The sequence below is a fragment of the Saccharopolyspora shandongensis genome (genome assembly GCF_900106995.1).
Taxonomy (GTDB): domain Bacteria; phylum Actinomycetota; class Actinomycetes; order Mycobacteriales; family Pseudonocardiaceae; genus Saccharopolyspora; species Saccharopolyspora shandongensis.
Genome location: NZ_FNOK01000008.1, coordinates 124,619 through 136,507, shown reverse-complemented (window position 1 = coordinate 136,507; position 11,889 = coordinate 124,619). Strand labels below are relative to the sequence as shown.

Annotated in this window: 11 protein-coding genes; 5 read left to right on the top strand and 6 right to left on the bottom strand. The window is 71.1% G+C overall.

The window, feature by feature from the left end; genetic code table 11:
- Positions 1–3: 3 nt before the first annotated feature.
- Positions 4–351: a hypothetical protein gene (locus tag BLW84_RS11240; RefSeq protein WP_143060923.1), complete on the bottom strand. Its 348-nt coding sequence runs from the start codon at positions 349–351 to the stop codon at positions 4–6.
- Positions 352–732: 381 nt separating this feature from the next.
- Here BLW84_RS11240 and BLW84_RS11235 point away from each other — a divergent pair, with 381 nt between their 5' ends.
- Positions 733–1,041, top strand: coding sequence for a hypothetical protein (locus tag BLW84_RS11235; protein ID WP_143060922.1), 309 nt, complete (start codon positions 733–735; stop codon positions 1,039–1,041).
- Between the two features lie 10 nt (positions 1,042–1,051).
- On the opposite strand, the gene BLW84_RS11230 is transcribed toward BLW84_RS11235, so the two are convergent.
- A complete protein-coding gene (locus BLW84_RS11230; RefSeq protein ID WP_093264655.1) occupies positions 1,052–1,408 on the bottom strand; it encodes a hypothetical protein in 357 nt (118 codons plus the stop codon).
- A 217-nt stretch (positions 1,409–1,625) separates the two neighbouring features.
- Between BLW84_RS11230 and BLW84_RS11225 the strand changes: the two genes are divergently transcribed.
- Both BLW84_RS11225 and BLW84_RS11220 read left to right on the top strand, forming a co-directional pair.
- Positions 1,626–2,648 carry an alpha/beta fold hydrolase gene (locus tag BLW84_RS11225; RefSeq protein ID WP_093264652.1) on the top strand — a complete coding sequence of 341 codons (1,023 nt, stop codon included), beginning with the start codon at positions 1,626–1,628 and terminating at the stop codon, positions 2,646–2,648.
- A gap of 46 nt (positions 2,649–2,694) precedes the next feature.
- Complete coding sequence (locus tag BLW84_RS11220; RefSeq protein ID WP_093264650.1) at positions 2,695–3,075, top strand: MerR family transcriptional regulator; 381 nt, start codon at positions 2,695–2,697, stop codon at positions 3,073–3,075.
- Here the strand turns inward: BLW84_RS11220 and BLW84_RS11215 are convergent, their stop codons facing one another.
- Positions 3,076–4,449, bottom strand: a complete 1,374-nt coding sequence (locus tag BLW84_RS11215) for a DHA2 family efflux MFS transporter permease subunit (protein WP_093264647.1) — start codon at positions 4,447–4,449, stop codon at positions 3,076–3,078.
- A 275-nt stretch (positions 4,450–4,724) separates the two neighbouring features.
- On the opposite strand from BLW84_RS11215, the gene BLW84_RS11210 reads away from it, so the two are divergent.
- Complete coding sequence (locus BLW84_RS11210; RefSeq protein WP_093264644.1) at positions 4,725–5,540, top strand: lipase family protein; 816 nt, start codon at positions 4,725–4,727, stop codon at positions 5,538–5,540.
- A 431-nt stretch (positions 5,541–5,971) separates the two neighbouring features.
- Here BLW84_RS11210 and BLW84_RS11205 read toward each other — a convergent pair whose 3' ends face one another.
- Positions 5,972–6,415 (bottom strand): MarR family winged helix-turn-helix transcriptional regulator, encoded by a 444-nt coding sequence (locus BLW84_RS11205; RefSeq protein WP_093264640.1) that lies wholly within the window; start codon positions 6,413–6,415, stop codon positions 5,972–5,974.
- Between the two features lie 103 nt (positions 6,416–6,518).
- Between BLW84_RS11205 and BLW84_RS48990 the strand changes: the two genes are divergently transcribed.
- Complete coding sequence (locus tag BLW84_RS48990; protein WP_143060921.1) at positions 6,519–7,070, top strand: quercetin 2,3-dioxygenase; 552 nt, start codon at positions 6,519–6,521, stop codon at positions 7,068–7,070.
- Positions 7,071–7,211: 141 nt separating this feature from the next.
- Here BLW84_RS48990 and BLW84_RS11195 read toward each other — a convergent pair whose 3' ends face one another.
- Entirely contained in the window at positions 7,212–10,004 is a 2,793-nt protein-coding gene (locus tag BLW84_RS11195) for a hypothetical protein (protein ID WP_093264637.1), read from the bottom strand.
- The gene (locus tag BLW84_RS11190; RefSeq protein ID WP_093264635.1) at positions 10,001–11,875 is read right to left on the bottom strand and encodes an HSP90 family protein; all 1,875 of its coding nucleotides are present in this window, start codon (positions 11,873–11,875) and stop codon (positions 10,001–10,003) included. Before BLW84_RS11190 ends, BLW84_RS11195 begins: the two co-directional genes overlap by 4 nt.
- Between the last annotated feature and the right edge of the window lie 14 nt (positions 11,876–11,889).

The window sequence follows — 11,889 nt, the reverse complement described above, 5'->3', positions numbered from 1 at the left end:
AGGTCAGTACCGCCAGTCGATGGCGCTTCCGCAGCTCGCGAACCCGTGCCGGTCGGCGGCGGCGTTCAGGGCGTTCTTCGCGTCGTCGACCTTCTGCTTGGCCGAGCCGAGTTGGAGCACGCCGATCATGTCGGTACCGGGAGCGCCCTTCCACGGCGTCACGGACTGCCAGGCCTCGCGATCCTCTTGGAGCGCCACGGTCATCCCGTTCCAGGCGTCCTGGAAATCCGCCGGTACCTCCGCATCCGCGAACACGCCCTGCGCTTCGCGCGCTGCCGCGATCTGCTCGTCGAGGCTGGGCATGATCTCGACGCCGGTGTCGTCCGGTTTGGTCGGTGGCACGGCGTCCACCACCTCCTTGACGTCCGAGCAGGCGCCGGTTGCACTCTGGAACAACGAGCAGCCCGACAGCAGCAGGGCCCCGCCAGCACTACCGCGCCGCCCCGGATGCCGTTCCCGATGATTCGTGACATGCCGCTCCTCGCGCTCCGCACTCGCTGGATCCGCGCGACTTTCGCACAGCGGCGCGGGGAGAGGTCCCGGCCGTTTCCGCGTGCGTCGCGGGCGACCGCTGGGCAAAGTCCGCTCGGTCGGGTGGCCGGACCTCGCCACGCTGGGGGAATGGGCTCCGCGGGCGCCATCGGAGCGCCGGTGGCGGGCTTCGGGCGCGCTGCCCGGCCATGGCGGATGCGGTAGTACTCGGCCTGACACCGAGCATCAGGGAGAGAGCGCATGACAACTGCGGACGTGCCCTTCTCGATGTACCCGCGGACAACCGCAGTGCCGATGCGGGATCTGCTGCGGCGCTGCGAGATCACCCACGACCACGCCGAACGGGCCGCACTGCTGGAACGGCTGGCGGACGAGCTGGACCGGGCCACCCGGGACCTCCTCGCGGGCCGGTCGGCCGAGGAGTGCGACCGGCGTGAGCTGGCCGCAAGCCTGCGCGGGCAGGCCGGCATGGTCCGATTCTTCGCCGACCTGGAACGCCGCGACCGGGCCAGGCAAGCATTCGACTCCGCGCGGCCGCGGGTGCGATGACCCGGCGGGATCAGCGGAGGTCGAGCGACGGCCAGAACGGCCCGGCCTGGATGACCCGGTGCGGGGCGCCGGGTTCGCCGGGCGCGGGGAGGCTGCGCAGGGCTTCGACGGTGGCGGCCAAGGTGCCCGAATACCGCCAGACGACCCCGCCGCGCCGGTCCGGCGAGTCGACGAGCAGCCGCACCGCGAGGGCCTCGTGGCGGTCGGCGATCCACAGCGCGTCGCTGTGCGCCGGCCAGTTCAGCACTCCGAACAGCCACTCCCGGCGCCCGGCCGCGCCGGTCAGGCTCCAGAAGGTCCACAGGGACAGCCCGAGCAGGACCGCCAGCTCCGGGTAGAGCTGCAGGGCTTCGTCGATTCCGGTCACGAACCGGCATCCTTCGCGAAATTCGCTCGGCCGCGTAGCAGGCGGGATGGCGCGTCGGCCGCTGCCGCCCTTCTGGGGGATGCGCGGAGGTCACGGTTCGTGCATGGCCGGACGCCTCCGCCGAGCGGACCTACATTGGTGAGCAGCCCGCCGGACGACCTCCGTGCCCGCTCGAACCGCGCCCGGTGGGGACCACCTGCCTGGCGAGGAGACCGCGATGGACTACGAAGTGTTCGACCTCGGCGACGTCCGGCTGCAGCGCGGTGCGACGCTGCGCGACGCGAAGCTGGCGTACAAGACCTATGGCGAGCTCAACGCCGCCAAGGACAACGCGATCGTCTACCCGACCTGGTACTCGGGGCAGCACTACGACAACGAATGGCTCATCGGCGAAGGCATGGCCCTCGACCCGTCGCGGTACTTCGTGATCATCCCGAACATGCTGGGCAACGGCCTGTCGTCGTCGCCCAGCAACACCCCGGAGCCGCACGACCGGGCGCGGTTTCCGCAGGTGACGATGCACGACAACGTCCGCCTCCAGCACCGCCTGGTGACCGAGCGGTTCGGCATCGAACGGCTGGAGCTGGTCACCGGGTGGTCCATGGGCGCCGGCCAGACCTACCAGTGGGCGCTGAGCTATCCGGAGATGGTGCGCCGCATCCTGCCGTTCTGCGGCTCGGCGAAGACCAGCCTGCACAACTTCGTCTTCCTGGAAGGCGTCAAGGCGGCGCTCACCGCGGACGGGCAGTGGCACCACGGCTGGTATCGGGAGAAGCCGGTGACCGGGCTGCGGGCGATGGCCCGGGTCTACGCGGGCTGGGGTTTCAGCCAGCAGTTCTACCGCGAGCAGATCTTCCTGCAGGAGCCGCTCGGCTACGGCTCGCTGGAGGACTTCCTGGTCGGGTTCTGGGAGGACATGTTCCTCAAGCGGGACGCGAACAACCTGCTGACCATGTTGTGGACCTGGCAGCACGCGGACCTCGGCAACACCCCCGGCTACGCCGGTGTCGAGGACGCGCTCGCGGGCATCCGGGCGACGACGATCCTCATGCCCGGCGAGCAGGACCTGTACTTCCCGCCGGAGGACAACGAGTGGGAGCAGGCCCGCATCCCCGGGGCCGAGCTGCGGGTCATCCCCGGCGCCTGGGGGCACTTCGCCGGCGGCGGCAGCAACCCGGTGGACACCGCGTTCATCGACGACACGCTCAAGGATCTGCTCAATCGGAAAGCCCCGTTCTGAAACCAGTCCTCAGTGGACGGTTGTGGGGTCGGATAGGATTGGCGGTGTGAGCTCCCCGACCCCGATCCGCGTGGTCGCCGACCACTTCGAGCTGGCGATCTCGACGTTGCACTACTGGGAACGGCGCGGCCTGATCAGTCCCCAGCGGCGGGCCGGGCAGCGCTGCTACGACGCCGATCAGCTCTACCGGATCGCGCTGATCAAGCTGTGGCGCACGACCGGGCTGATGAGCATCGACGAGATCGCGGCCATGCTCGACGCGGAATCCGGTTGGCAGGACACCGTTCCCGCCCGGATCGCGGAGATCGAGCGGCAGCAGGCGGCGCTGGAAGCGGCGCGGGACTACCTGAACCACCTGCTCGGCTGCCGTCACGAGTCCGGCCCCGACCGGTGCCCGGGGTTCCGCGCCGCCGTCGACCTGCCGTGATCAGCGGCGCGGCATGGCCAGCGCCGCGACGCCCGCCGCGACCGCCAGGCAGGCGGCGGAGGCGGTGAACGCGACCGCGTAGCCGTGCGCGAGCGCCTCCGCGCCCGGTTCCCACGCGATGGCGGCGGTCAGCGCCGCCAGCCCGATCGCGCCGCTGGTCTGCCGGACGGTGTTGAGGAGTCCGGCCGCGAGGCCGTTGTGGCGGGGCGGCACGCCGCCGGTGGCGGAGATGGTGATCGGGGTGAACGCGGCGGCGGTCCCGAATCCCAGCAGGATCCCCGGCAGCTGCACCGAAGAGAGGTACGAGGCGTGCACGCCGATCAGCGCCGCCACCCCGGCGAAACCGGCGCCGCCGAGCAGGCAGCACAGCACGGCCGCACGGCGGTTTCCCAGCCGCACCGATAGCGCTCCGGCGGTCTGCGCGCCGCAGAACATCGCGAATCCGATCGGCAGGTAGGCCAGGCCGGCTTGCAGCGGCGAATAGCCGTGCACGTCCTGCAAGTACAGCGACAACAGCACGGGGCTGGCGAAGAAGCCCAGGCCCAGCAGGAACATCACCAGGTTCCCGCTGCTGACCGAACGCAGCCGGAACACCTCCAGTGGCAACAGCGGATCCGCCGCCCATTTCGCCTGGTGCAGCAGGAAAATCCCGAGCAGTGCGAGGCTACCCAGCAGCGGCGGCAGGGTATCCCGGGCGGAGGCCTGCATCACCGCGTACACCAGCGCGCCCAGGCCCGCTGTCGCCAGCACCGCGCCGATCACGTAGAGCCGGGCCGGGGCTCCGGCGGTCGACCGGCCCGGCAGCACCGCGGCGGCGACCGCGACGGCCAGCACGCCGACCGGGACGCTGACGAAGAACACCCACCGCCACCCGGCCCACTGCGTCAGCACGCCGCCGATGACCGGACCGGACGCGGCCCCGACCGCGCCTACGGCGCTCCAGGTGCCCAGCGCGCGGGCCCGCCTGCCGGGCTCGGTGAAGGTCGTGGTCAGCAGGGACAGCGTCACCGGCATCAGCAGCGCCCCGCCGAAGCCCTGCACCGCCCGCGCGATGAGCAGCTGCTCGGCCGACCCGGTCAGCCCGCCGGCCAGCCGGGCGGCCGTGAACAGGCCCATGCCCAGCATGAACATCGCGCGCTGCCCGAGGAGATCCGCCAACCGCCCGCCGAGCAGCAGGAATCCGGCGAAGACCAGCGTGTAGGCGTTGACCACCCACGAAAGCGCGACCGGGTCGAACCCCAGCTCCGCGCGAACGGCGGGTAGCGCGACGGAGACGATCGTGGCGTCGAGGACCACCACGAACGAACCGGCGCAGGCCAGCGATAGCACCACCGCGGGCGCGGCGACCACCGGCGGTGAGGACTGTGCGTGCATGTTTTCCCTTCTGTCGCTGGAAGAACCGATGTCACATCGGAGGGAAGCATGCTGGCTCAACCCGGGTTGAGCGCAAGACCCGACCGCCCCTGGGACCTCGCGGGCGGCGCGAATGCGTTGGACTTTCGCCTTCTTCGGATGTGTCGCTGAACCGGGCCACAGGGGCCATCCCTTCCAGTGACCAGGCACATGTGCGCCGCGAACCCTTGTCATAGTCGCGCTTGGCGCCCCGGCGCCGACCCGCCGAGACCTGCGACTTCTCATGCAGGCCAACGATGACGGTGCTCGAATTCGACCACGCGGTGACCGACTACCGCCTGCAGCACGCGTACTGGCTCGCCAGGGCGGCGAAGCTCGCCTACGACGACGAGGCGACGATCCGGAAGACCACGCGGGAGTGGGGATTCGATCGGTGCGAGTACTTCCACGCCGAGCTCGACGAGTCGTTCCCCATCGAGGACACGCAGGCCTTCGCGGCGGGTAGCGACAAGATGGTCATCGTCGCCTTTCGGGGCACCGAGCCCAAGAAGATCAAGGATTGGCTGTCCGACACCAACACGCTGGCCGCTCCCGGCCCCGCCGGGAAGGGGCTCGTGCACCTGGGATTCAGCCGCGCGCTGGACTCGATCTACCCGCAGGTGCGGGACGCGGTGCAGCGATTCCGGGACGACGACCAGAGCCTGTGGTTCACCGGTCACAGCCTCGGTGGCGCGCTGGCGATGCTCGCCTCCGCCCGGATCTTCTTCGAAGACCCGCAGCTGCTCCCGGACGGCGTCTACACCTTCGGGCAGCCGCGCACCTGCGACCGGCTGCTGGCAGGCCCGTACAACGAGGCGCTCGCCGCGCGGGTGTTCCGGTTCGTCAACAACAACGACGTCGTCCCGCAGCTCCCGCCGGAGCCGGTGTTCCACCACGTCGACGACGTCCGGTACTTCGACAGCAGCGGGAAGCTGCACGAGAAGATCACCTTCACCGCCGGGCTGACCGACAAGTTCAAGGGGTTCACCAGCGACGCGTTCGCGCCCGCCGCCGACGGGATCCGCGACCACATGATCGACCGATACGTCGAGCTGATCCAGAAGAACCTCTGAGCTGTCCCGAGAACGCCCGCACCCGCACAGGTGCGGGCGTTTGTCGTGAGTGCTGGTTCCGGTAAGAACCGGAACCAGCACTCACGAGAGCACATCGCCTGCCTGTGGCGGGTGATTGGCGTTGCGTCGTTGCTTGGTTTGCACCAGACCGGGTTTCGACGCCGAATGTCGCGGAGGAGATCCCCCATGGCCGTCGCCGAGCTGATCCTGACCGGAGCAGAACTGTACACAATGGACCAATCTCGGCCATGGGTGACCGACCTGGCGATCGCGGACGGACGGGTGCTCGTGAACGGCCTGTTCGCCCCGAACTGGCCGTGCGCGGATGCCTTGGGTGGGTGGAGTGAACGGGCCGTTCACCTCGCCTACTGGGACGTATGGTCCGTTCACTCCAAGGTGGCCGGTGAGTCCTGCGGCGGCGGTGTTCGCCGTCAGCGGTCCTGGACCAGTGGTGGATCGCCCCAGTTGCAGTCGAGGCCGTCGCGCAGGGCTTCGACCGCGTCGGCGCCGATCTGCTCGGCCAGGACGTCTTCGATGGTCGCGATCATCCTCAGGGCGCGCTCGTGGGCGCGGGCTCCCGCCGGGGTGGTGCGGACCAGGCGGCTGCGCGCCGACGTCGGGTCGGGGACCTGCTTCAGCAGACCCATGCCGATCAGCCCGTGCACCGCCTGGTGGACGGACTGGCGGGTGGTGCCGATCCGGCGGGCGAGCTCGGAGATCGACGTCCCGCCCGCGTCCAGGTTCGCGAAGACCGCGGCCTGGGCGACGGTCACCGGGCGTTCGCCCGCCGCCTGCATGCTGTTCAGCAGCGCGTCGTCGAACCAGCGCTTGGCGTCGACGAGCAGCTGGGGGAGGTTCGGTGGTGGTGCCGTCATGGTTCCTGGGGTGCGGGAGCGGGCCCCGAGCATACCCAGCCGCCATCGCCTGCGACAAAATGTCAGGTAGCTTGACAAAACAGTCGCGCCCAAGAGGAACCGCATGGCGATGGAGTTCGCCACGCCCTACCGGTCCCGCTCGCGCATCCCGCCCGAGCCGGGAAGGCCGTACTTCGTCGAGAAGGGGATGGGCGACCGCGCGCACCTGTTCGGCGACCTGATCACCATCTACGCCGGCGGCGAGCAGACCGAGCGCACCTTCAACTTGTTCACCTGCGAGGGCCCGAAGGGCGACACGATCCCGGCGCATTCCCACTCGGAGACCTACGAGGCCTTCTGTGTCACGGCCGGCGCGGTCCGGCTCTTCGTCGAGGGCGCCGCCGGCGAGCAGTACGAGAAGCTGCTCGGCGCAGGCGATTTCGGCTTCGTGCCGAAGAACTGCCCGCACGTCTACCGGATCGAGCGCCACCACAGCCAGATCGTCGGGGTGGCGGCCGGGCCGGGCGGCACCTCAGTCCATCTCGTGGTCCGGCTCCGCCGCGAAGCCATCCAGCGACATCGTGAAGTGCCAGAGCACTTTTGCAGTTCGCGACCTGCGGTTCGGTGTCGCCCATTCGTCGCCTCCCGGATTCTGATTGCAGACTGCAATCGGTAAATTTCCAAGCTGGGCCACCCGATAGCAGGCCGCAACCGGTTCGTGGCGGTCAGTCCGGCGCATTCCTCTTGGTGCGAGCCGCAACCGTGCAATGTGGACAGATGTGGTGCCGGGACGGCCGCCCGCCCCGGCACCGGTGGATCACTCGCTCCGGCCCAGTTCCGCGAGGTATTCCGCCCGCTGTTCGGTGAGGCGCTCGACCAGTGCGGGCGCCTCGGCCCGCTCGATGGCCGAGGTGTAGCAGGCGAGCGCCTCGTCCGCGCGACCCTGGCCACGCAGGATCTGAGCGGCCAGGAACTCGCTGTTCGCGCCCGCGTTCGCGTCGCCGCTCGCGGCGTACCCGTCCGCCGCAGCCAGGGCGCACTGCACCGCCTCGTCGTGGCGTTCGGCGCCGGCCAGCTCGCGCGCCTTGGAGTCGGTGGCGTCGGCCGCGAGCCACGCCTCGCCCGCGGCGTTCGCCTCGGCGATCACCGCGTCGAAGTCCGCGATGGCCGACTCGTCGCCCAGGTTCGCCTTGGCCAGCCCGCGCTCGTTGAGCATCCGCAGCGCCGACCGGCCGTCCCCGGCGGCGCGCGCCCGCTCCAGCACGGCGTCGAGCACCTCGACGGCCTCGTCGTCGCGGAACTGCACCAGCATCCGCGCCAGCTGCGTCGCCAAGCCCACCTGCAGAGGCAGGTGCTCGGCCTCGACGGCGTGCCCGAGCCCCCGCTGGAACGCGCCGTAGGCGACGCCCGGTTGGTCGCCCCGCAGGGCCGCGACACCCAGGCCCAGCATGGTCTCGCCGAGCGCGACCGGCGGCGCCCCGGTCTCGGATTCGCCGCGGTAGACCTCGTCGATGACCTCGATCGCCTCGTGGGCCTGGTCCGACCAGGTCAGGTACTGCCCGAGCCGGAACTTCTCGGTGAAGGCGCCGGTGATCCCGGCGGACTCGGCCTGCCGCAGCGCGAACCGCATGCGGGCCGCGGCCTCGGCGTCGCGGCCCAGGTCCGAAAGCAGTTGCGAGCTCAGGCCGGCGGCGTTGAGCACCAGCCGGGCATCACCGATGGCCACCTGCAGGGACAGCGCCTCCTCGGCCGCCTGCAGGGCCTCGTCGAGCCGGTCCTGGTTGGCCAGCGCCTGCGCCTTCATCCGCAGCCCGCCCTGACGGGTCTGCCTGCCGATCCCGGCGTCCCGGAGCAGGTCGTCGATGGACCCGGCGGCTTCCTCGAACCGCTGCGACAGCATCAGCAGGAACGTGCGGTGCAGCACGGCGTGGTTGCGCAGCTGCCGCTCGGCGATGGTCGGCTCCGCCACCGGCATGAGCAGGGCCGCCGCTTCCTGAGCGTCGCGCAGTGCTTCGTCGATCCGATCCTCGGTGCCGAGCACGTCCGCCCGGGTTGCGAGCAGATCGGCCAGCACGTCCTGACCGGCGCGGGCGCGGGCGTCTTCGATCGCGGCGTCGAACGCGGGCAGGTCGGCCGCGGTCGCGGTGCCGTACAGGGCGAGGCCGATCTGGTCCTCGATGTCGGCGTAGTCGTCCCGGCCGAGCTCGCGCAGCGCCTTCCCGCGATCGGCGAGCGCGTTCGCGGCCTCCTCGTGCTGATCCCGCGCGACCAGGGCTTGGACCACGACGCGGTAGGCGTCGGCAGCGATCACCCGCCCGCCCGCGGCGAGAGCGCGCTCGGCAGCATCCACGACCCCGTCGTGATCTCCGGTCGCGGCGCGCTCACCGGCCCGCCGCAGCCAGTCCTCGGCCGTGGTCGGCTCGGTCGTGGCGACCTCGGCCGTCACGACCGGCGTGTAGGTGCTCGACTCCAGCGGCACGTCGTAGCGCTCGTCGGCGAGCGCCCGGGACCGGGCCACCTGCCGGGTGTGGAAGTCGTTGCCGTTGCGGGCGTCGAACGCCGCCGCCAGCCGGTCCGCCGCCGCCCAGAACGTGGCGGCCAGGTCTGCGGCCGTCCACGGGCCGGCGTGCTCGCCCAGCAACGGCGCGAGCGCCGGGGCGTCGGAGTGCCGCACCGGCGTCGAACCCTGGCCGGCCCGGGTGACCGCGTCCAGCAGCACGGCCGCGGCGCACGATCCGACGAACTTCTGCCGGTCGTTCATCGGGTCCACCATCAGGTCGCGGATGTGCCGCTCCAGCAACGCCAATCCGCGTGCCTCGTTGCCGGTGACCGCGCAGAAGATCCAGTGCCGGGCGATCATCGCGATGTTGTCCGGGTTGCCGCGCGCGGCCCGGTAGCCGCGCATGTGCGCGGCGGCGGCGTCCTCGCCGCGCCCCAGCCTCAGCAGCGGCAGCAGCGAATCGGCCTCGTTGCCCTCCGGCTCCTCGCCGCAGCTGAGCCGCTGCTCCTGGATCTCGTCGAACAGCGCCACCGCAGCCGCGTCGTCGCCGATGGTCTGCTGGTAGTCCGCGAACTCGCTGCGCGCGCAGGCCTCGCAGTGCGAGTAGTCGTCCTTGGGCAGGGCCTCCAGCTCCAGGCGGAACCGCTCGGCGTCCTCCAGCCGCCCCGTCTCCACGGACGAGGAGAACAGCGACTGCACCACGCCGGAGCGGCCGACGCCGGCCTCGGTGTAGCGGCGGTCCATGTCGGCGAGCACGGCCTCCAGCTGCTCCGAGGAGAACTGCAGGCTGCCGGTCACCGTGGAGGCCATCCACTTGAAGTACCAGAGCAGGTCCCAGGAATCGGTGCCGGTGATCTCCGATGGGAACCGGACCGGGTCCGAGTCGAATTTGCCCAGGCACCAGGCGAAGGCGGCGAGCATGCCGTCGGTGTCGCCGGTCATCTTCGCCGAGGTCACCAGGCGCATCCGCGCCGCGTAGGCGAGTTCCTCGTGCCCGGCCTCCTCGGACAGCGCGATGGCCTGGTCGAGCAGCGCGCGCTCCTGCGCGCCGTACGGCGTCTGGTCGGCCTCGTCGAGCAGGTCGGTGATGGTCTTGGCGGCGTCGCTCATGCCAGGTCGCTTTCGAATCCGATGGAGAGGTGGACGAGATCGGTCATCGTCGTCGTGAGCAGGCGGCGATCGCGGGCGGACAGCGGGCGGTGGCCGGCGAGCATCGCCTGCAGGTAGACCAGCCGCACCGAGCGGGAGAACACCGCCTCGTCGCGGACGTCCGCGAGTTGCCGCACCAGCGGGTTGGACCAGTTCAGGCACAGCCGGGCCGTCGCGTCCGCGCCCCGCACCGCCGCGTGCTTGGCCATGAACGCGTCCGCTTCGGAGACCAGGCCGGCCCACAGGGTGGGGGCGACGTCGGTGGCCTTGGAGCGCTCGATGTGCCGCAGCACCTCCGGATCCGCCACGTACAGGGCGGGCAGGTCCGCCGGGGCGAACATGCGCACCGCCGCCTCCGCGCCGGAATCCGCCAGCACCGCGGTGGCGCGATCCTCCAGCGCGACGACGGATTGCCGGTCCGCCAGCGGCGGCGGGTTGAGGTTGTCCAGCTCGGCGGTGACGTTGACCCGCTCCAGCGTCAGGCCCGGGGTGAGCTCCACCAGCTGCCGCAGCAGGTCGGCGTCGAAGGCGTACCCGGCGTTCACGATGGGCGCGTCCGCCGGGATCACGGCCGCGATCTGGCGGAACTCGTCGACGGTCTCGGTGTAGCGAACCCGGGGTGTGAGGGCGGTGTAGTCGGTGACCTTCATGGTGCCCGCGCTGGTCTCGACCGTGAGCCAGGAGAACAGGATCCGGGCCAGGTCGGCGTCGTGCACGGCCAGCGCCTTCATGCCCTGCTGGTGCACGCCCATCACCTGGCCGAACAGGTGCGGGTCGGTGCGGGCGGTGCCGAGCAGCCACCGGCGCAGCTGGGCGCCCAGTTCGGTGCGGGTGTGCTCCAGGTCGTCCCCGCCCACGAACGATTCCCGGGACGCCGTCGGCTTCAGGCCCGTCGTGTCGAGCACGCACCGAACGAAGAAACCCCAGTCGGGCAGCAGGTCGTCCACCCGCTCGCTCAGCAGCATCCGGCCCAGGTACACGCGGTTCGCCTGGTTCCCGCCGGGCGGCGGCGCGTACGGCAGCACGAACGCCACGCCCCGGGTACCGGTGCCGGGCGCCTCGACGGGGAACGCGGCGAGCGGTTTCGCGCCGACGATCTCGGTGCCGAGCTCCAGCACCTGCTCGGGGTGGGCGTGCGGGTCCAGGAAGACCGGCGCGCGGGTGATGGTGTCCCGGGTTCCGTCCGGTGCGGCGACCTCCACCGCGTGCGGCAGGTACTGGCCGAACCGGGTGGCCAGGGCGCGCACCCGGTTCGCGGAGAGCATCTCGGCCTCGTCCGGGCGCGGGGTCAGGCGCACCGTGGTGCCGGTCGGCAGCGCGTCGGTCTGGTCCTCGGGCAGCTCGCGGACGTGGAAGGTGCCCTCGGCGTGCCCGACCCACTCGATGGCGCGGCCGCCGCGCGCGGACCGGCTGAGCACGGTGATGTGGTCGGACACCATGAAGCAGGAGAGCAGGCCGATGCCGAACTGGCCCAGGTAGTCCTCCCGGCGCAGGTTCAGCACCTCGTCGCGCTTCGAGGAGCGGCCCACGGTGGCGAGCAGGTCGGTGGCCTCGGCCGCGGTCAGCCCGATCCCGTTGTCGGAGAAGGTGAAGTCGGGCCGGCCCGCGGCGGCGGGCTTGATCCGCATCCGTCCCTCGGGGGCCGCCGGGTCCAGCAGCCGGCGGGCCTCGATCGCGTCGCGCCCGTTCTGCAGCAGTTCCCGCAGGAACACCTGCGGGCTGGCGTAGATGTGCCTGCTGAGCAGGTCCACCACGCCGCGGAGGTCCACCTGGAACGGGCGCGCGGGTACCTGCTCCGCCGGGTTCCCGGGCTCGGGTGCGGTGGTGGACATGGCGGAACTTCCTT